The sequence below is a fragment of the Pseudomonas sp. LM13 genome (assembly GCF_041381355.1).
Lineage (GTDB): Bacteria > Pseudomonadota > Gammaproteobacteria > Pseudomonadales > Pseudomonadaceae > Stutzerimonas > Stutzerimonas frequens.
The window spans coordinates 19460-38869 of the sequence record NZ_JACBXH010000008.1; the positions used below are offsets into that span (position 1 = coordinate 19460).

The window sequence follows — 19410 nt, forward strand, 5'->3', positions numbered from 1 at the left end:
TGAGATGACCACAACATTCGACCTGCGCCTGGCCACCCTGCGCACCGCCTATGCCGAAGGCACCACCACGCCGCGCCAGCTGATCCTCGGCCTGCGTGACAAGGCCGCCGCGCTCAACGGCGAGTTCAACGCCTTCATCCACCTGCTGAGCGCCGCCGAGCTCGAGCCGTACCTGGCCGCGCTCGACGGCAAGACGCCGAAGGACCTGCCGCTCTACGGCGTGCCCTTCGCCATCAAGGACAACATCGATCTCGCCGGCGTGCCCACCACCGCCGCCTGCCCGGCGTTCGCCTACACGCCCGAAACCAGCGCGACGATCGTCGAACAGCTGATCGCCCTCGGCGCGGTGCCGCTGGGCAAGACCAACCTCGACCAGTTCGCCACCGGCCTCAACGGCACCCGTTCGCCCTACGGCGAATGCCGCAACTCGGTGCACCCGGACTACCCCTCCGGCGGCTCCAGCGCCGGCTCGGCGCTGGCCGTGGCCCTGGGGCTCTGTTCCTTCGCGCTGGGCACCGACACCGCCGGCAGTGGCCGGGTGCCGGCGGCACTGAACAACCTGGTGGGCCTGAAGGCCAGCAAAGGGCTGATCTCCACCGCCGGCGTTGTCCCGGCCTGCCGTACGTTGGACTGCGTGACCTTCTTCACCGCGACGGCGGCCGAAGCCAGTCAGCTGCTGGCGCTCACCGCCAGGCTCGATCCGCGCGACGAGTACAGCCGTAGCAACCCGCTGTGGAATGACGGCTCGGCCTTCGGCCAGATCAAGACCTTCCGCTTCGGCATACCCCAGCACCTGGAATTTCTCGGCTGCGCGGAAAGCCCGGCGTTGTTCGCCGCCACAATCGAGCATCTGAAAGCCCTCGGCGGCGAGCCGGTGGAGATTGACTTCGAGCCCTTTCTTGAAGCTGCACGCCTGCTCTACGAAGGTCCTTGGGTGGCCGAGCGCTACAGCGTAGCCGGAGAGCTGATCGAGCAGCAGCCCGACGCCGTGCTGCCGGTAATAAAGGCCGTTCTGGAGAAAGCCCCCGGTACAACCGCCGTGCAGCTGTTCCAGGCGCAATACCGCCTGCAGCAACTCAAGGCCATCTGCGACCGGATCATGGCCGAGGTCGATTGCGTACTGACACCCGCGTACCCGCGTCCGGTCTCCCTGGCGGAGCTGCACGCCGAACCGGTCAAGCGCAACTCGGACCTGGGCTACTACACCAACTTCATGAACATGCTGGACTACGCCGCCGTCGCGGTGCCGGCCGGCGTGATGGGTAACGGCCTGCCCTGGGGCGCGACCCTGTTCGGCCGGGTGTCCACCGACCAGTACCTGCTGAGCCTGGCCGATGCCCTGCAGCGCCAGACCGCCCTGACCCTGGTGGGCGGCAACGCGATCACCGGACCCGTGCCGCGGAATCCGGCACGCAACGACCGAGCGAAGGTGGTGGTCTGCGGTGCGCACCTCGATGGTCTACCGCTGAACTGGCAGCTGCGCCAGCGCGGCGGTCGGCTGCTCGAAGCCACTCAAAGCTCGCCGGATTACAGGCTCTACGCCCTGGCCGGCGGCCCGCTGTTACGCCCGGGGATGGTGCGAGTCGCCGAGGGTGGCGCGGCGATTGCCGTGGAAGTCTGGGACATCCCCAGCAGCGAGCTGGGCTCCTTCCTGACTGGCATTCCCGCTCCGCTGGGCCTGGGCAAGGTGCAGCTGGCGGACGGGCGTTGGGAAACCGGGTTTATCTGCGATGCTTACGGCCTTAACGGCGCCGAGGACATCACCCACTTCGGCGGCTGGAAGGCCTGGCTGGCCAGCCGCGACTGAAGCACTGCCACGCAGCTTTCTCTTCTGGTGATCACGACTGTTCGGGCGGATCGTCCAGAAGCCTAACGGTACTAGTGCCCGGGTCCGGTAATGCCACGGCTGCGTCGCGCAGAGCACGTATGACACGGATACGCACCCGCGAGGCAGTCTGCATGAAGTCGGACCGCCTCGAGTCGCACCAGAAATTGAGCTGGAACGTCAGGCCATCAGCACGCAGTTCCAGCAATACAACGAGGGGTGGCGGCGTATCGATCACCCCTTCGGTTTCCAGGGCCGCTGCGTTCAACAGCGCCATCACCTGCGCAACCTCGACCCCATACCCCAGGTGACACAAAACCTTGGCCCGGCGCACCGGAGCGGCGGTGTTGTTGGTCACCCGCGAGGTGAAGGTCTCGGCATTGGGCACCAGCACACGGCGACCATCGTAGGTGCGTATCTGGGTGGCACGCAGTTCGATACGTTCGACGGTGCCCTCGGTTTCGCCGATGACGATCTGATCGCCGAGTTTGAACGGCCGCAGCGTGAGGATCAGCAGGCCGCTGACGAAGTTGGAGAGAATGTCCTTCAGCGCAAAACCGAGGGCCAGACTGGTCAGGCCGAGGCCAGTTGCCAACGTGCTGGGTTCCAGTCCGAAAGCGGTGGCCGCGACGATCAGGCCCAGCAGCCAGACGGTGTAGTAGCTGACCTGCTTGATCAGGTTCTCGACCGTACGATCGCGCACCAACCGCTCGAAAATGATCCGGGTCAGCCCCCGCACGCCGGCCGCCAGGGCCCAGAATACGCCGATGACCAGCAGCGCAGCGAGTGCCCGAGGCACGATGCTGACGGCCGCCTCCACCAGCCGTGCGAAGGCGGTATCGACGCTGGCGCGCACATCGGTAACGAAGCGCGCGCGCTCCGAGGTGCGACGTGTACTGGCCTGTACCAGTGCGGTCTCCAGCACCGAGGCCCACTCCCGGGCCTGGGCATCCAGCGTCTGACCGTTGGCCTGTGCGTCGTCTTCGAACACCTGCATCAAGGTGCGGCCGGCGACGCTTATCTGCCGCGCCTCACCGTTTTCCCCCACCGGGGCAATCCGCGCCTTGGCAATGCCTTCGGGAACCTCCAGCACGGCCAGCAGCTGCCGCTCGATCAGACGGGCCCGCTGGCGCGCCTCCAGCTCGCCGGTACCGCCGATGCGAAAGAGTGCGCGCCCATCCAGGCGCACCGTAGCCAGACCGTCATCGACCTGAGCGCTGACCGGCGGCGGAGACAGCAGCGCCAACAGTGCAAGCAGCAATGCAAGGGCAGGCGACGAAAAAGCGGTCATGGGTGAAAGCGCGAACGGTGGTCTGGATGGATACGCAACCCCGAGTCGGCCGAAGGACGGCCGCGGCTCAGGGCTCGAGGAGTGGTCAGAAGATCAGCGCGAACAGGCCGAAGACGACGATCAGGCCGATGAGAAAGATGATGCCGACGGTGCTTCCGAGAAATTTCAGCATTGCGGTGCTCCCGTTTTTGCGTGGGTTCACTTGTTCCGACTGAGCCTTATCCCCATCGTTCAGGATTTTCCGTCCGGTACTGCGCGTCGCCACCCGTCTGCGCGGCACCATTGCAGCGCGCGAAGGCTCTGCGCTGACCTGCATTCGCGCACGCGGCTTGCCTCGCTTGGAAGCGCAAAGCTCGGGCAAAGCAGCGCCAGGCGTGGCCTGGCGACCATTTCCCGTTATCTGGCACGCAATCTGCTCTATCCACATTGCACGGGATGAGTCGCCTCCGGCACTCATGACGCTTGGCACAATCAGGAGCAACTTCAAGGAGAACTAGGGTTCCGGCTCACAGGGAGTGGGCGCTGGTCCGAGAGTTCTCCGGTCCCAGGGACGGGACTACACGGAGGGATAAAAGCCCGGGAGACGCGATGTCATCCCGTGCCTGTCATTCCAATGTGTAGGGAAATCACGCCATGTCCACACTGCGCTCGCTGAACAAGACCCTCCTCGCCGCCGGCCTGGCCGTCGCGACGTTGTTTTCACCGCTGGCCAGCCAGGCCGCCGAGAAGCTGAAGATCGGCACCGTGGTCTGGGCCGGCTATGGCCCTTTCTACGTCGCCGACAAGCTTGACCTGTACAAGCCCCATGGTCTGGACGTTGAGCTGCAGTTCTTCAACGACCCGGCACTGATCCCCACCGCCATGCTCAGCCGCGCGCTGGACGGCGGCATGCTCACCTACGATCAGGTGGTGGCCTCGGTCGCCAAGGGCTTGAAGCACCGGGTGGTGATGCCCATCGACTTCTCCAACGGCGGTGACGCCATCGTCGCCGACGCCTCGATCCAGTCGGTCGCTGACTTCAAGGGCAAGAAGGTCGGCTTCAACCCGCTGTCGCCCTCCGACTTCCTCCTGACCTACGCGCTGCAGCAGAACGGCATGAGCGACAAGGACATCGACGCCGTCAACATGACTCCGGAAGGCATCCCCGGCGCCATGGCCTCGGGCAACCTGCCGGTCGGCGTGACCTACGAGCCCAACGTCTCGCAGATCCTCTCCATGGGCGGCGGCGACAAATTCAAGGTGGTCTATTCGTCCAAGGACGCACCGGGACTGATCACCGACGTGCTGGTCTTCGACGAGGCGGTGATCGCCAAGAAGCCTGCCGCCATCAAGGCAATGATCCAGGGCTATCTCGACGGCCTGGCCTACATGCAGGCGCACCCCAAGGAGTCGGCTGAGATCATCGGTGAGGTACTCGGCGTCAGCGCCGAAGAAGCCGTCGAGCAGATGGCCGGCGCCTACAACATCCCCCTTGCGGAGATGGGCAAGAGCTTCACCCCAAGCGACGACACCCATTCCTTCCATGGCAGCGGCGCGATCATCGCCAAGCTGCTCAAGGACAACGGGCAGATCCCGACCATCCCGGATTTCAGCCAGACCTACGACGCCCGATTCACCGAAGCGCTCGCCCAGTAAGCCGACGCCGGGCGGGCCGTCGCCCGCCTGTGCTGGAGAAAAACCATGACTGCCAAACCTCTGTACCGTTACGCCGATGGCCGCCTGCCCAACACGCTGGCGATCCTCTATACCGCGCTCGCCTACGGCGGCGGCCTGGCTCTGCTGTTCGCCGGTAACGGCTGGCTGAACGCGCTGGGCACGCTGCTGCTGGCCCACGGCATGATCATCGCCGCCTACCTGATCCACGAATTCGCCCACGGCGCCATCTTCAGCGTGCCCAAGCACAACGAATGGGCCGGCAATGTCTGCAGCTGGCTGTGCGGCAGCTGCTACGCCGAGTTCCAGGACCTGCGCAAGAAGCACATGCGCCACCACGTCGACCGCGCCGACGTGATCACCTTCGACAGCAAGGCCTTCCTCAAGGCACGCCCGCTGTGGTTCCAGAAGCTGGTGCTGGCGCTGGAATGGGCCTATGTGCCGGCGGTGGAGCTGATCATGCATTTCTATGTGATCGCCCTTCCCTTCATCACCGACAACGACAAGCACCGCGCCCGGCGCGGCAAGGTCGCCGCGGTGCTGGCCATTCGCGCACTGCTCTTTGCCGGGCTCGCGGTGCTATCGCCGAAGGCCGTGCTGCTCTACGCCGTGGCCTGGATGATCATGCTCAGCGTGCTGCGTTTCGCCGATGCCTATCAGCACACCTACGAGGCCTTCGCCGTGCTGGAGGACGGTGGCAAGCTGCCGGAGGACAAGCGCCGCGACCGCAGCTACGAGCAGCAGAACACCTACAGCAACGTGGTTTCCGAGCGCTGGCCGGCGCTGAACCTGCTGCTGCTCAACTTTTCCTTCCACAACGCCCACCACGAGAAGCCGGTGGCGCCCTGGTATCGCCTGCCCAAGCTGCACGCCGAGCTGTACGGCAGCACCTACAACCAGGTCATCCCGATGCGCAAGCTGCTCGGCAGCTTCCACCGCTACCGCGTACGCCGCGTGCTGGACGATGACTACGGGGTGGTCAGCGAAGGGCCGAACAAGGCCGACAACTTCTACGGCGCCGTGGGCGTCTCGTTCCTGACGGCGGTGTGACATGCACAAGGCATTGGATTACCGAGGCCGTTGCGTAATCATCACCGGCGCCGCCGGGGGCATCGGCCAGGGCCTGGCGCAGAGCTTCGCCGCTGCCGGCGCGACCCTGGAGCTGCTGGACCGTGACGCCGACGCCCTCGCCCGGCTCGCCGACGAACTCGCCGGCGAGACGCCGCTGCACTGCACTGCACTGGACCTGAGCGATCGCCAGGCGGTGCAGCAGTACGCCGATGACCTCGCCTGCCGCGGCCTCAACGCCGATGTGCTGATCAACAACGCCGGTGCCGAGTACGCCACGCCGCTGGGCGAGTGCAGCTTCGAGGCCGATCAGCGCTGGTCGGCCCTGCTGGAGAACAACGTCGGTTCCATGCAGCGCCTTACCCGCGCATTGCTGCCACGCCTGCGCGCCGGCGCCAGCGTGATCAACCAGGCCTCCATCTGGGGTCTGAAAGGCGTGCCGGGCTTTTCCGCCTATGTCGCCAGCAAGCACGCGGTGGTCGGCCTGACCCGTTCTCTGGCCTGGGAGCTGGGCCCGCGGCGCATCCGGGTGAACGCGGTGTGCCCCGGCTGGATCGGCACCGATGCGGCCATGCGCTCGCTGCAGGTGATGGCGGACGCCAACGGCCGCAGCGACAGCGCCGAGCTCGCGGCGATACTCGCCAACCAGGCCATTCCGGAGCTGCTGACACCGGCCGATCTGGGCGGCACCTTCCTGTTCCTCGGCTCACCGCTGGCCGCCGCCCTGACCGGTCAGGCGCTGTCGGTCAGCCACGGCGAGGTGATGCACTGATGGCTGCCATCTTTACCGGGCAGACCGCTCTGGTCACCGGCGCAGCGACCGGCATCGGCCGTGCCACCGCACTCGCGCTGGCCGCCGAAGGCGCGCGGGTCTGGATCAACCATCGCGATCAACACGATTTGGCGGAACGAGTGGCCGAGCAGATCATCGCCAGCGGCGGCTGCGCCTGGGCCATCGAGGCCGATGTCAGCGATCCGGCTGCGGTCGCGGCAATGTTCGAGACCATCGAGGCGCAGGGATCGCTGGATCTGCTGGTCAACAACGCCGGGGTGATCCTGGAAAAGCCCTTTTTCGAAACCAGCGAGGCCGACTGGGCAAGGGTGCTGGGCGTCGATCTCGCCGGCGTCTACCGCTGCTGCCGCCATGCACTGGCACAGATGCAGCCGCGACGCAGCGGCGCCATCGTCAATGTCGCCTCGGACCTCGGATTTCTCGGCCGCGAACAGTACGTCGCCTACTGCACGGCCAAGGCCGGGGTGATCGGCCTGACCCGCTCACTGGCCCGCGAGTTCGCTGCAGACGGCATCCGCATCAATGGCGTCGCACCCGGCCCCATCGCCACGGCGATGGTCAGCCCGGAGCACATGAGCGACGAGTGGATGGCCAAGGAGCTGGCGATCCCCATGGCGCGCCTGGGCACGCCGGAGGAAGTCGCGGCGGCCATCGTCTTCCTGCTTTCGCCGCAGGCGAGCTATTTCACCGGACAGCTGCTCGGGCCCAACGGCGGCTCCTGGATGGGCGCATGAACAGCCTGATGCCACAGGGCATGCTGATCGGCGGCGCCATCATGTGGGGGCTGGGCTGGCTGCCGCTGCAGTTCTTCGCGGCCCGCGGCCTGGCCGGCATGCCGCTGGTGCTGCTGACCTATTCGCTGCTCAGCCTACTGGCGCTGCCGGTGCTCTGGCAGCAGCGCCACCAGTGGGCGAGCCAGTATCGCCAGGTGCTCACCATGGGCCTGTGCGGTGGCTGGGCCACCGCCGCCCTGGTTACCGCCCTGGCGGAGGGCAACGTGGTGCGGGTGATGCTGCTGTTCTACCTGGCGCCAGTGTGGGCGATGGTCGGCGGCTGGCTGCTGCTGGGCGAACGCCTCAGCGGCACACGGCTGTTCGCCCTCGGGCTGGCGATGCTCGGCATCGGCCTGACCCTCGGCGTCACGAGCGAAGCGCTGGCCGCGCCCGGCGCGAACGACTGGCTGGCGCTTTCCGCCGGCCTCGCCTTCAGCCTCAACAACCTCGCCACTCGCGCCGCCGACCGGGTGCCGCTGGCGAGCAAGGCGCTGGTCAGTTTCGTCGGCAGCGCGCTGCTCGGTGGGCTGTTCTGCCTGCTGCTGCGCCAGCCACTTCCGCCCCTGGATCTGACCCTGAGCTGGCAGATCGCTCTGCTCGCCCTCGGCTGGCTGGTCAGCATGGCCGCCGTGCAGTACGGCCTGACTCATCTGGAAGCCGGCCGCGCCGCGGTGCTGGTGGTGTTCGAGTTGATCGCCGCGGTGCTGTCGTCCGCCTGGTTCGGCGCCCACGCCATCGGCCCGAACGAATGGCTCGGCGCCGCCCTGATCACCACCGCCGCGCTGATCGCGGGCTGGCCGGAACGTCCCCTTTCAATCGCGACAAGGAGCACCTGCGCATGACCGTGCACATGGATCAACTGAGCTGGGTCGACTACGAACGCCGCGTGCGCGAAGGCGCCGTGGTCTTTCTGCCCTGCGGCGCCACCGAGCAGCATGGCCCGCACCTGCCGCTGGGCACCGACGCGCTGCTGGCCAGTGCCATCAGCGCCGACGTGGCGGCACGAGTCGGCGGGCTGGTGGCACCGGCGCTGTCATACGGCTACAAATCGCAACCGAAATGCGGCGGCGGTCAGCACTTCTGCGGCACCACCAGCCTGGATGGCGCGACCTTGAGCGCCCTGGTGCGCGACGCCGTGCGTGAGTTCCATCGCCACGGTGTGCGCCGCCTGGTGCTGGTGCTCGGCCATTACGAGAACCAGTGGTTCGTCGCCGAGGGCATCCAGCTGGCGCTGCGCGACCTCGGGCCGGACGCCGGGCTGGAGGTGATGCGCCTGGAGCACTGGGATTTCTGCCACGAGCAGACCCTGACCGACATCTTCCCGGAAGGCTTTCCCGGTTTCGCGCTGGAGCATGCCGCGGTGATCGAGACCTCGCTGATGCTGCATTTCAATCCGCAACTGGTCGCGCTGGAGAAGATTCCCGACGACGCCCCGGCCGACTTTCCGCCCTACGACATGTACCCCACCCGTACCGAATGGGTGCCGCCCTCCGGGGTGCTGTCCTCGGCCAGAGGCTCCAGCGCGGCGAAAGGCCAGCGGCTGGCCCACGACATCGTCGAAGGCATCGCCGCCGCGGTGTGCAAGGAGTTTGCGCTGTGAGCCTGACGACGCATCCGCTGCTCCTCGAGCACACGGCGCTGCTGGTGATCGACATGCAGCGCGACTTCTGCGCGCTGGGCGGATACGCCGACCAGGCCGGCATGGACGTCAGCCGCCTGCGCGCGCCGATCCCGGCGATCCAGGCGCTGCTGGATCGCGCGCGCGACGTGGGCATGCTGGTGGTGCACACCCGTGAAGGCCATCGACCGGATCTTTCCGACCTGCCCGAGCCCAAACGCCGCCGCGCCCAGGCCACCGGCGCTCCCATCGGCAGCCCTGGTCCCCTCGGCCGCCTGCTGGTCCGCGGCGAATTCGGCCATGACCTGATCGACGAGCTGCAACCGCGCGCCGGCGAGCCGGTGATCGACAAGCCGGGCTACAGCGCCTTCGCCCATACCGATCTCGAACTGATCCTGCGCCGCCGCGGTATCGAGCGGCTGATCCTGACCGGCGTGACCACCGAGGTCTGCGTGGCCTCGACGCTGCGCCAGGCCATCGACCTTGGCTTCGACTGCCTGACCGTCAGCGATGCCTGCGCCTCGTCCGCCCCGCAACTGCATGCAGCTGCGCTGGCGATGATCGAGGTGGAAGGCGGCCTGTTCGGCAGCGTGATCGACAGCCATCGGCTGCTGAGCCAGCTGGAGGGATCGCCATGACCCTCCAGCCTGATCGCGCCCGAAGCACGCCATTTGCGGAGCATTACCCATGAAAACCGTTCCCGATGCCTATCTCGGTGTCTGGCGCCGCCGCCTGCTGACCACCACGGCCGGCCTGCGCGACGAAACCAGTGAGGTCTACTGGCTGCAGACCGCCAACCTGCACGCCGACCTGCGTCTGCCGGGGGGTCAACCCGTGGCACCGGCAGCTTCGCTTGAAACCTGCAGCCATACCCAGCAGCTGGCGCTGAGCGAACAGGCCGGCTTTGCCGGCATCACCGAGGTCAACGGCGATATCTGCCAGTGGCATCGCCTGATCGACTTCCAGCCGCCGGGCGGGCCTGCGGATATCGGCCTGATGCGCTTCGAGACCCCGGAGCGGCTGCTGGAAGACGGGCTGGACGGCAGCTACCACGAAATCTGGCAGCGCCTGCCGGAATCGCAGGGGCGCAACTGGGGGATCTGGCTGCGCGCGGCGGAGCAGCCAGCCCGCCAGGCCTGCCTGCTGGTAGCGGGCGACTACTTCCTGTTCGCCGCCGAGCGGCCGATTCTGCTGCCGGCCAGCTCGGGGCATCTGCGTGAACAGCTGGCCGCCGTCGGCCCCGCGTTGCGGCCGCAGCTGCTGGCCTGCGAGCTGTCCTTCGGCCGCCACCGCAACGGCGCCACACCCTGGCAGATCACCCATTCGACGCTGCCCGGCCGCGTCGGCGACGCTCTGCTGTCGAGCTACTGGAACTTCGCCGACCCCGCCAGTCTGCCCGCCGCGGACCTCGCCGCGCTGGGCCGTTATCCGGCGGCCGGCGGCTGGCAACGCGTCGAACTGGATGTGCCTACCGCTACAGAGGAGGTCCCCGCATGACCGCACAGATCAGCATTCCCTCCGCTGCCCCCGCCGCTCAACAACGACACACCACAGCACCCGTCGCACGAGCCGAACCGGTGGTGCGCAAAGGCAGTTTCTGGCGCATTCGCGGCGAACTCTCGCGGCGCAGCGCCTGGCTGCTCACCGGCGCCGGGCTGAGCCTGCCCTTCGTCGTCTGGTGGCTGTGGACCGCCCTCGGTCTGGCCGACCCGATGTTCATGCCCAGCCCCGGCGCGGTGCTCGAGCGCATCGGCCGCTGGTGGACCAGCGAGGGGCTGCTGGGAGACATCGGCATCAGCGTCTGGCGGGTCATGGCGGGTTTCGGCGCCTCGGCACTGATCGCCCTGCCGCTGGGGCTGTACATCGGCACGTACCGGCCGGTGCAGGCCTTTCTCGAACCGCTTACCGACTTCATCCGCTATATGCCGGCCGTGGCCTTCATTCCGCTGGTGATGCTCTGGGTCGGCATCGACGAAGGCTCCAAGGTGCTGATCATCTTCATCGGCACCTTTTTCCAGATGGTGCTGATGGTCGCCGAGGATGTGCGCCGCGTACCCATGGCGCAGATCGAGGCGGCGCAGACCATGGGCGCCAACCGCAGCGAGATCGTCAAGCTGGTGATCCTGCCGTCGGCCAAGCCGGCGCTGCTCGACACCCTGCGCATCACCTGTGGCTGGGCCTGGACCTACCTGGTGGTGGCCGAACTGGTCGCGGCCAACTCCGGCCTCGGCTACGCCATCCTCAAGGCGCAGCGCTACATGCACACCGACAAGATCTTCGCCGGCATCCTGCTGATCGGTCTCATCGGCCTGATCACCGATCAGGTCTTCCGCTGGTTGCACCGCCGCGCCTTTCCCTGGATGAGGAAATGACCATGTCCGATGCCAAGATTCGTGTACGCCAGGTCGGCAAGACCTTCGTCAGCGAGCGCCGTGAGGTGCAGGCGCTGCAGTCGATCGACCTCGACATCCAGCCCAACGAGTTCGTCACCTTCGTCGGCGCCTCGGGCTGCGGCAAGTCCACCCTGCTGCGCGTCATCGCCGGCCTGGAGACGCTGAGTCGCGGCGAGATCCTCCTCGACGGCAGGCCCATCGACGGCCCCGGCGTCGACCGCGCCATGGTCTTCCAGCACTACAGCCTCTACCCCTGGCTGACGGTGATGCAGAACATCAAGTTCTGCCGCCAGCTCAAGGTGATCGGCGATACCGTGCGCCACGATGGAGACGTGGAGTCCGCCGCCGGCCGCGCCGATGCCCTGCTCCACCTGATGGGTCTGACGCGCTTCGCCGATGCCTACCCCAGCCAGCTCTCCGGCGGCATGCAGCAACGCGTTGCCATTGCCCGCGCCCTGCTGCCCAAACCCGCGACACTGCTGATGGACGAGCCCTTCGGCGCGCTGGATGCGCAAACCCGCGAAGTCATGCACGACCTGATCCGTCACGTGCACCGGCTGGAGAAGAGCACCATCCTGTTCGTCACCCACGATGTCGAAGAAGCCATCTATCTGGGCAGCCGCATCGTGCTGATGGCGCCCCGCCCCGGGCGCATCGACTCGATCTACGAGGTGCCGCTGCCGGCCCAGCGGCATCAGGATATGAAGCTCGCGCCGGAATTCACCGAGCTCAAGCGCGAGATCCTCGCCCGGATCCGCGAAACCTCCGGCATGCAGACCGACCTCGAGCAACTGGCCAAACTCAGCGCCGTGGCCGGCTGAAGGCTAGCGGCCAAGCAGTTCGGCCATTGCCGCGAACACCTGGCGCATGGCCGCCGCGCTGCGGCCCGGCCCACCGGCACAATGGCCCCAGTCCGATTCGAGCACCCGTAGCTCGGCACCCGGAATCAGCGCGGCCTCGTGGCGGGCATCCTCGACGGTGAAATACAGATCGCTGCTGCCGGGCATCACGATGGACCGCGCACGGATGCGACCCAGCGCTTCGGCCAGCGAGCCCGCAGCGAAACTGCGGGCCGGGTCGGCCGATTGCCAGGTATGCAGCACGCAGAGCAGGTCGTTGGCGTCCTGCTCCAGATGATCCTGTTCCCAGTAGTCGAGCAGCGCCTCAAGGCTCTCGAAACCCAGCTCGCGCCACAGCTCATGACGATAGAACGCCTGCGAATAGGCCCAGCCGGCATAGGCACGGCCGAAAGCCCGCAGACCGCGTTCCGGCGGCACGCTGTAGCGCCCTTCCAGCCAGGCGGCGTCGGCGCACAGCGCCGCCTTCACCCCTTCGAGAAACACCCGATTGTGTGGCCAGCAGCGCGCCGTGCAGCAGAACGGCAGGATGGCGCGCATCCGCTCTGGATAGGCCATTGCCCAGAACAACGTCTGCATGCCGCCCATGGACCAGCCGCTGACCAGGGCGAGCTGCCAGTCATCGCCGAACAGCCGATCGAGCAATGCCTTCTGTGCGTGCACATTGTCCAGCAGGCTCACCTGCGGAAAGCCCGCGCCCTCCTGCCCCGGCGCCGCATTGCTCGGCGACGTCGACCATCCAGCGCCGAACAGGTTGGTCAGCACCACGCAATAATCGCCATCTGCCAGCGGCCCATCTGCACCAAGCAAGGGCAGGCTGCCCCAATGTGTGCCGCCGTAGTAACTCGGAATCAGCACCAGGTTGTCCCGCACGCGGTTCGGCGTGCCGATCACCTGATAGCAGATGCGTGCATTGCGCAATCGCTCACCACTTTCCAGGCGCATTTCGCCCAGCGCGTGAAGCTTTTTTCCCTTTTTATTTCAAGCATTTGCATGACTCCCACATCGGCGAAATGGGCAAGCAGTGGCACCAGCCGTAGCCCGTTTCTATACACGCTGGCATGTATATTGGATGAAGGAATCGTGCCAGCGGCCCCGGCCGCCATTCATGACTCCAAGGAGCGCAAGCCGATGACCAGCTTTCCCCTCTCCTCCGTCGAGGAGTTGAAGCAGCAGTTGCAGGACAAGGGTGTGAAGTACGCGATGGCCAGCTACGTCGACATCCACGGCGTGATCAAGGGCAAGTTCGTCCCCATCGCCCATCTCGGCCAGATGCTCCGCGGCTCCGAGCTCTACACCGGTGCGGCGCTGGACGGCGTCCCGCAGGAGATCAGCGACAACGAGGTGGCCGCGATGCCAGACCCGGCGACCGCCACCCAGTGCAGCTGGAACCGCGATCTCGCCTGGTTCGCCAGCGACCTCTACCTGGACGGCAAGCCCTTCAACGCCTGCTCGCGCGGCATCCTCAAGCGCCAGACCGAAGCCGCTGCAGCGCTGGGCTACACCTTCAACCTGGGCATCGAGACCGAGTTCTTCCTGTTCAAGGACACCCCGGATGGCGGCTTCGCGCCCATTTCCGAGCGCGACGACATGGCCAAGCCCTGCTACGACCCGCGCCTGCTGATGGACAACCTGCCCATCGTCGACGAACTGGTGCAGGCGATGAACGAGATGGGCTGGGGCGTCTACTCCTTCGACCACGAGGACGCCAACGGCCAGTTCGAAACCGATTTCAAGTACACCGACGCCCTCGGCATGGCCGACCGCTTCGTGTTCTTCCGCATGATGGCCAACGAGATCGCCCGCAAGCACGGCGCCTTCGCCACCTTCATGCCCAAGCCCTCGGCCAACCGCACCGGCAGCGGCGCGCACTACAACATGTCGCTCGCCGACATCGAGACCGGCAAGAACCTGTTCGAAGTCGATGGCGAAGACCCTTACGGCTGCGGCGTGACCCCGCTGGCCTATCACTTCATCGCCGGGGTGCTGAAACACGCCAAGGCCATCTGCGCGGTCATCGCGCCTACGGTCAACAGCTACAAGCGGCTGATCCGCAAGGGCGCCATGTCCGGCTCGACCTGGGCGCCGGTGTTCGTCTGCTACGGCAACAACAACCGCACCAACATGCTGCGCATCCCGTCCCAGGGCGCGCGGGTCGAATGCCGCGCCGCGGATATCGGCTGCAACCCTTACCTCGGCGCCGCAATGATCCTCGCCGCCGGCCTGGAAGGCATCCGCGACAAGCTCGAACCGGGCCAGCCGCACCGCGAGAACATGTACGACTACAGCGAAAAGGATGTCGCGGACATGGGCATCGAAACCCTGCCGCGCACGCTGTCCGAAGCCATCGACGCCTTCGAGTCCGACCCGCTGTCGCGCCAGGTCTTCGGCGACGCCATGTACCAGGCCTTCGTCGACTACAAGCGCGACGAATGGAATGCCTACCACACCCATGTTTCCGACTGGGAAATCCAGCGCTACCTGAAATTCTTCTGACTCGATGAAAAGGAGATTCACCATGCAAGCCAATACGTTCAAGCGGGCACTCTGTGCCGGCGCCGTGATCTTTGCAGCCCTTTCGCCTTTTGCCGCGCAGGCCGAGGAAAAGAAAAGCTTCGATATTGCCTGGACCATCTACGCCGGCTGGATGCCATGGAAGTATGCGGATGAGTCGGGAATCATGAAGAAGTGGGCCGACAAGTACGGGATCGAAGTGAACATCACCCAGGTCAACGACTACGTCGAGTCGATCAACCAGTACAGCGCCGGCCAGTTCGACGGGGTGGTCGCCACCAGCATGGATGCGCTGTCGATTCCGGCAGCCGGCGGCATCGATACCACCGCACTGATCGTCGGTGACTATTCCAACGGCAACGACGGGATGGTGATGAAGGACAGCGCCGACCTAAAGAGCCTCAAGGGTCAGCAGATTCATCTGGTCGAGCTGTCTGTTTCGCATTACCTGCTGGCCCAGGCGCTCGATAGCGTCGGCATGAGCGAGCGCGACGTGCAGGTGGTCAACACCTCTGACGCCGACCTGGTCGCGGCATTCAGTACGGACGAGGTGCGCAATGTCGTGACATGGAATCCGCTGCTCGACGAAGTCGCCGCGACGCCCGGTGCGCACCGCACCTTCGACTCCAGCCAGATCCCCGGCCACATCAAGGACCTGACCATCGTCAACAGCGAAACCCTGGCCGACAACCCTGATTTCGGCAAAGCCGTGGTTGGCGCCTGGTATGAGGTGATGGCGATTCTGGAAAGCGACACCGAGGAAGGCGCCAAGGCGCGTGCTTCGCTGGGCCAGGCGTCCGGAACCGATCAGGCCGGTTACGAAAGCCAGCTCAAGGGCATGAAGATGTTCTGGAAGCCGGCCGACTCGCTCGCGTTCATCAACAGCGACGAGGCGTATCAGGCCATGGACAGCGTGCGCAGGTTCTCCTTCGACCACGGTCTGCTGGGCGACGGTGCGGACTCGGTAGACTTCATCGGCATCGCCATGCCTGGCGGCAAGTTGATGGGCTCGGACGCCAACGTCAAACTGCGTTTCGATACCACCTACATGCAAATGGCCGCGGACGGAAAACTCTGAATCCTCAACCCGTGACGGGCGCCAGGCGCCCGTTTCATCAGCCACGGCGCGCTGTCGCACAGTGCGTTCTGGCTGAGCCACCGCGCATCATCTGAGGCCCAACATGCGCCGGACCAAAGAAGACGCCGAACAGACCCGCCTGAAGATCATCGCCGCAGCGCTGGAACTGTTCAGCCGCAACGGTTACTCGAACACCACCCTGGCGATGATCGCCGAGGCCGCCGGCTTCAGCCGTGGCCCGATCTACTGGCACTTTAAGAGCAAGGACGAGCTGTACGAAGCGGTACTGGCCTATTCCCAGGAGCCGCTGGAGCAGCTGATCGAGCAGAGTCGTCAGCTGGCCGGTGACCCGCAGGCTGCACTGGAGCACTTCGTCGGTGAATGGTTTCGCCTGCTGCTGGACGAGCGCTGGTATCGGCAGTCCTTCGAGATCCTGCTGAACAAGACCGAACTCACCGCGCAGATGGCGAGCACCCTGAAACGCGAACGCAAGCTCACCCGTGCCATGGTGCAGCTGCTGGAAGACCTGATTGCCAAGGCGCACGCGGATGAAGGCTCGGCGCGATCACTGGCCTTGCTGCTCTATTCGAGCCTGATGGGCATCACCCATACCTGGCTGCTGTCGCCCAAACTCTTTTCGCTGAGGGAACAGGCACCGTTTCTCACCAGGCGCCTGTTAAACTCGATGGCGCCAGGGTTGGAGACGGCAGAGAGAACAAGCGGAACGCTGTGATCAGCCGAGTCGTTGCGAACGCTTGAGTCTGTTCAGCAACCCGGGGCGGAGCGCGGCAGCATCGGCGTCGATGGCGGCGATCAGACCGGCGATTTCAGCGCGTGACAGCGAGATGCGGCACGGCAGTCCCGTCAGCAACAGGGATTCGCCAGTGGCCTCATCGAGCAGCATCACGCGCACCGTGGTTGGCGAGTCCATCCGTGCGTTGAACACCAGCGGTTCGTAGTGTTGCTGGACCAGAGCAAAGGCCTCCGGCTGTCTGAATCGTTTCATGGCGACAACTCCTTTTGTCGGGGCGCGGATTCTAGCAGCAGCGGCCGCCTCGCAGGCGGCCCGATTGCCAACAGTGCCACAAGCCGGATGGAGATATCACGGGCACGCGGTGGGATAGGCACCAAACGGAACGTCGGGCTCGACTCAGGGGGGTCGGGAAAAGTCAGGTGCTGACGGGACCAAACTGGGACCAAAAACATGCTCTTTTCGGCACCCCAGAAACGCTGAAGGCCCCGGAATACGGGGCCTTCAGGTTTTCAGATGGCGGAAGCGCAGAGATTCGAACTCTGGGAAGGGTCTCCCCTTCGGCGGTTTTCAAGACCGCTGCCTTCAACCACTCGGCCACACTTCCGGATAAAGCGGGCGCAATAGTACCGGATAGAAATACACTGTCAAACACTGATGCTAGGCATCCAACTTGCCTCTGTTATGATCCGGGACAAATCGTCTCAGGCTTGAATTCATCCAAGGAGTGTCGCCATGCACGAACACGAATACGCGCTTAGCCACACGCAGGTCGAACAGCGTGAGGTCAGCAAGGTCCTGCGCAACACCTACGGGCTACTGGCCATGACCCTCGCGTTCAGCGGCCTGGTGGCTTACCTGGCCATGCAGGCCAACGCGGCCTACCCGAACATCTTCGTGGTACTGATCGGCTTTTATGGCCTGTTCTTCCTCACCGCCAAGCTGCGCAACTCGGCATGGGGCCTGGTTTCCACCTTCGCCCTGACCGGTTTCATGGGCTATACGCTCGGCCCGATCCTCAACATGTACCTGGGATTGGCCAACGGTGGCGAGTTGATCAGCTCGGCGCTGTCGATGACCGCACTGGTGTTCTTCGGACTGTCGGCCTACGTGCTGATCACCCGCAAGGACATGAGCTTCCTCAGCGGCTTCATCACCGCCGGTTTCTTCGTGTTGATCGGTGCGATGCTGGCGGGCTTCTTCTTCCAGATCACCGGGCTGCAGCTGGCGATCAGCGCAGGTTTCGTCCTGTTCTCCTCGGCCTGCATCCTGTTCCAGACCAGCGCGATCATCCATGGTGGCGAGCGCAACTACATCATGGCCACCATCGGCCTGTTCGTTTCGCTGTACAACCTGTTCATCAGCCTCCTGCAGCTGCTGGGTATCTTCGGCGGCGACGACTGATTCAGAGCTGAACCTGCCCGCCTCGGCGAGCAATCCGACACCCTGCGAAGGCCCGCGCTTTCGCAGGGTGTTTTCGTTTGGGCGGTCAAGACGTCGCGCCTCAGCCGGCGCGCGAGGTCTGAGCCTCTGGCGCGGCATCCTCGAAGCGGTTCACCTGGCGCAGACTCCTGAAGCCGAGCATCCAGCCGCAGGTCACCGCCAACGTGCAGAAACTGCCCAGCAGCGCCGCCGGTACCGCACCGAACCAGGCGGCACTGGTGCCGGCGCGGAACTCACCGAGCTCGTTGGACGAACCGATGAACAGCATGTTCACGGCATTGACGCGTCCACGCATGGCGTCAGGCGTGGAGAACTGGATCAGCGACGAGCGGATGTACATGCTCACCATGTCCGCACCTCCGGCGACGAACAGCGCGGCGAACGACAGCCAGAACAGGCTGGACAGCGCGAAGACCATGTTGGCGAGACCGAACACCGCCACGGCAATGAACATGGTCATGCCGACATGGCGGTTGAACGGCCGTGTGCTCAGGTAGAAGCCCACCACCACTTCACCCAGCGCCATGGCGCTGCGCAGCGTACCGAGGCCAGTCGGGCCGACTTCCAGTACCTCCTGGGCGTAGATCGGCAAAAGCGCGACCACACCGCCGAGCAGCACGGCGAACAGATCCAGCGAGATGGTGCCGAGGATGATCGGCCGCGAGCGGATGAAGCGAATGCCGGCGGTGAAGCGCTGCCATGCCGTGGTCTCCAGCGCCCGCATGGCCTCGCCGTAGCGCACCGGTACGCGTTGCAACAGCACGATTGCCGCGAGGAAGAACAGGAGGCAGGCCGCATAGGTCAGCCCGCCACCGCCGAGTGCGTAAAGGCCACCGCCGAACACCGGCCCGGCGATGGTCGAGCCGCGCACGATCATGCTGTTGGCCGCGATAGCCGCCGCCAGGCGCTCACGCGGCACGATCTGCGGCAACAGGCTGGACAACGCCGGCGCGGTGAAGGCGCGGGCGCAACCGTAGAACACCAGCACGATATAGAAGCTCGGCACCGCCCCGCCGCTCAGCGAGAGCCACAGCAGAGCCGCCGCGCAGATTGCCTCGAGCGCCCAGCTCAGGGCGAGGATGCGCTTGCGATCGTAGCGGTCGATCAGGTCGCCGGCAGGCATCAGCAGCAGGAACATCGGGACGAACTGCGCCAGGCCGACATAGGCCAGCGACAGCGGATCGCGACTCATGTCGTACACCTGCCAGGCCACCACGACGGCGAGGATCTGCACGGCGAACATGGCCAGCACGCGACTGATCAGAAACGGCAGAAAGCCTGGCTGGCGGTAGACGGAATCAGGCAAAGCGGAAGTGTCGGCTACAGACATGGGATATCCAGACAGCCAGGCCC

At 65.4% G+C, this 19410-nt stretch carries 19 protein-coding genes, 1 tRNA gene, 1 pseudogene and 1 riboswitch; of the genes and pseudogenes, 15 read left to right on the forward strand and 6 right to left on the reverse strand.

The features are described from left to right. Positions 1–4: 4 nt before the first annotated feature. Entirely contained in the window at positions 5–1807 is a 1803-nt protein-coding gene (gene atzF / locus HZR81_RS08140) for an allophanate hydrolase (protein WP_500127786.1), read from the forward strand. Between the two features lie 31 nt (positions 1808–1838). On the opposite strand, the gene HZR81_RS08145 is transcribed toward atzF, so the two are convergent. Together HZR81_RS08145 and HZR81_RS08150 are read right to left on the reverse strand one after the other, a co-directional pair. Continuing rightward, positions 1839–3116, reverse strand: a complete 1278-nt coding sequence (locus HZR81_RS08145) for a mechanosensitive ion channel family protein (protein WP_500127787.1) — start codon at positions 3114–3116, stop codon at positions 1839–1841. Positions 3117–3201: 85 nt separating this feature from the next. Next, positions 3202–3603, reverse strand: coding sequence for a small membrane protein YohP (locus tag HZR81_RS08150; protein WP_500127788.1), 402 nt, complete (start codon positions 3601–3603; stop codon positions 3202–3204). Further along, positions 3599–3701: riboswitch (guanidine-I (ykkC/yxkD leader) on the forward strand. It overlaps the preceding gene by 5 nt. Positions 3702–3749: 48 nt before the next feature. Between HZR81_RS08150 and HZR81_RS08155 the strand changes: the two genes are divergently transcribed. The 10 genes from HZR81_RS08155 to HZR81_RS08200 are packed head-to-tail and all read left to right on the forward strand — an operon-like array spanning position 3750 to position 12235. Beyond that, a complete protein-coding gene (locus HZR81_RS08155) occupies positions 3750–4751 on the forward strand; it encodes an ABC transporter substrate-binding protein (RefSeq protein WP_500127789.1) in 1002 nt (333 codons plus the stop codon). Positions 4752–4796: 45 nt separating this feature from the next. Then, positions 4797–5819: a fatty acid desaturase family protein gene (locus HZR81_RS08160; RefSeq protein ID WP_500127790.1), complete on the forward strand. Its 1023-nt coding sequence runs from the start codon at positions 4797–4799 to the stop codon at positions 5817–5819. A 1-nt stretch (position 5820) separates the two neighbouring features. After that, positions 5821–6609: an SDR family NAD(P)-dependent oxidoreductase gene (locus HZR81_RS08165; protein WP_500127791.1), complete on the forward strand. Its 789-nt coding sequence runs from the start codon at positions 5821–5823 to the stop codon at positions 6607–6609. Beyond that, positions 6609–7364, forward strand: coding sequence for an SDR family NAD(P)-dependent oxidoreductase (locus tag HZR81_RS08170; protein WP_500127792.1), 756 nt, complete (start codon positions 6609–6611; stop codon positions 7362–7364). Before HZR81_RS08165 ends, HZR81_RS08170 begins: the two co-directional genes overlap by 1 nt. Then, positions 7361–8245 carry a DMT family transporter gene (locus HZR81_RS08175; protein ID WP_278378757.1) on the forward strand — a complete coding sequence of 295 codons (885 nt, stop codon included), beginning with the start codon at positions 7361–7363 and terminating at the stop codon, positions 8243–8245. The genes HZR81_RS08170 and HZR81_RS08175 overlap by 4 nt, the downstream gene beginning before the upstream one ends. After that, positions 8242–9003, forward strand: coding sequence for a creatininase (locus tag HZR81_RS08180; RefSeq protein WP_500127793.1), 762 nt, complete (start codon positions 8242–8244; stop codon positions 9001–9003). The genes HZR81_RS08175 and HZR81_RS08180 overlap by 4 nt, the downstream gene beginning before the upstream one ends. After that, complete coding sequence (locus HZR81_RS08185; protein WP_500127794.1) at positions 9000–9659, forward strand: cysteine hydrolase family protein; 660 nt, start codon at positions 9000–9002, stop codon at positions 9657–9659. Before HZR81_RS08180 ends, HZR81_RS08185 begins: the two co-directional genes overlap by 4 nt. Before the next feature lie 49 nt (positions 9660–9708). Continuing rightward, positions 9709–10518 carry a hypothetical protein gene (locus HZR81_RS08190; RefSeq protein ID WP_500127795.1) on the forward strand — a complete coding sequence of 270 codons (810 nt, stop codon included), beginning with the start codon at positions 9709–9711 and terminating at the stop codon, positions 10516–10518. Beyond that, complete coding sequence (locus tag HZR81_RS08195) at positions 10515–11393, forward strand: ABC transporter permease (protein WP_084899234.1); 879 nt, start codon at positions 10515–10517, stop codon at positions 11391–11393. The genes HZR81_RS08190 and HZR81_RS08195 overlap by 4 nt, the downstream gene beginning before the upstream one ends. 2 nt (positions 11394–11395) lie before the next feature. Further along, positions 11396–12235, forward strand: coding sequence for an ABC transporter ATP-binding protein (locus HZR81_RS08200; RefSeq protein ID WP_500127796.1), 840 nt, complete (start codon positions 11396–11398; stop codon positions 12233–12235). 3 nt (positions 12236–12238) lie between these two features. On the opposite strand, the pseudogene HZR81_RS08205 reads toward HZR81_RS08200, so the two are convergent. Further along, a pseudogene (locus HZR81_RS08205) lies at positions 12239–13260 on the reverse strand (alpha/beta fold hydrolase). 142 nt (positions 13261–13402) lie between these two features. Here HZR81_RS08205 and glnT point away from each other — a divergent pair. The 3 genes from glnT (at position 13403) to HZR81_RS08220 (ending at position 16596) form a co-directional block, all read left to right on the forward strand. Continuing rightward, complete coding sequence (gene glnT / locus HZR81_RS08210; RefSeq protein ID WP_500127797.1) at positions 13403–14767, forward strand: type III glutamate--ammonia ligase; 1365 nt, start codon at positions 13403–13405, stop codon at positions 14765–14767. Between the two features lie 22 nt (positions 14768–14789). Continuing rightward, the gene (locus tag HZR81_RS08215; protein WP_500127798.1) at positions 14790–15863 is read left to right on the forward strand and encodes a putative urea ABC transporter substrate-binding protein; all 1074 of its coding nucleotides are present in this window, start codon (positions 14790–14792) and stop codon (positions 15861–15863) included. 103 nt (positions 15864–15966) lie between these two features. Beyond that, positions 15967–16596 carry a TetR family transcriptional regulator gene (locus HZR81_RS08220; RefSeq protein ID WP_500127799.1) on the forward strand — a complete coding sequence of 210 codons (630 nt, stop codon included), beginning with the start codon at positions 15967–15969 and terminating at the stop codon, positions 16594–16596. On the opposite strand, the gene HZR81_RS08225 is transcribed toward HZR81_RS08220, so the two are convergent. Further along, positions 16597–16869 carry a DUF1652 domain-containing protein gene (locus HZR81_RS08225; protein WP_063543164.1) on the reverse strand — a complete coding sequence of 91 codons (273 nt, stop codon included), beginning with the start codon at positions 16867–16869 and terminating at the stop codon, positions 16597–16599. It lies immediately after the preceding gene. Positions 16870–17131: 262 nt separating this feature from the next. Continuing rightward, a tRNA-Ser gene (locus HZR81_RS08230) sits at positions 17132–17221 on the reverse strand. A gap of 128 nt (positions 17222–17349) precedes the next feature. Between HZR81_RS08230 and HZR81_RS08235 the strand changes: the two genes are divergently transcribed. Continuing rightward, positions 17350–18018, forward strand: coding sequence for a Bax inhibitor-1/YccA family protein (locus HZR81_RS08235; protein WP_003284506.1), 669 nt, complete (start codon positions 17350–17352; stop codon positions 18016–18018). 100 nt (positions 18019–18118) lie between these two features. Here the strand turns inward: HZR81_RS08235 and HZR81_RS08240 are convergent, their stop codons facing one another. Continuing rightward, a complete protein-coding gene (locus HZR81_RS08240; protein WP_500127800.1) occupies positions 18119–19387 on the reverse strand; it encodes an MFS transporter in 1269 nt (422 codons plus the stop codon). Positions 19388–19410 lie beyond the last annotated feature (23 nt).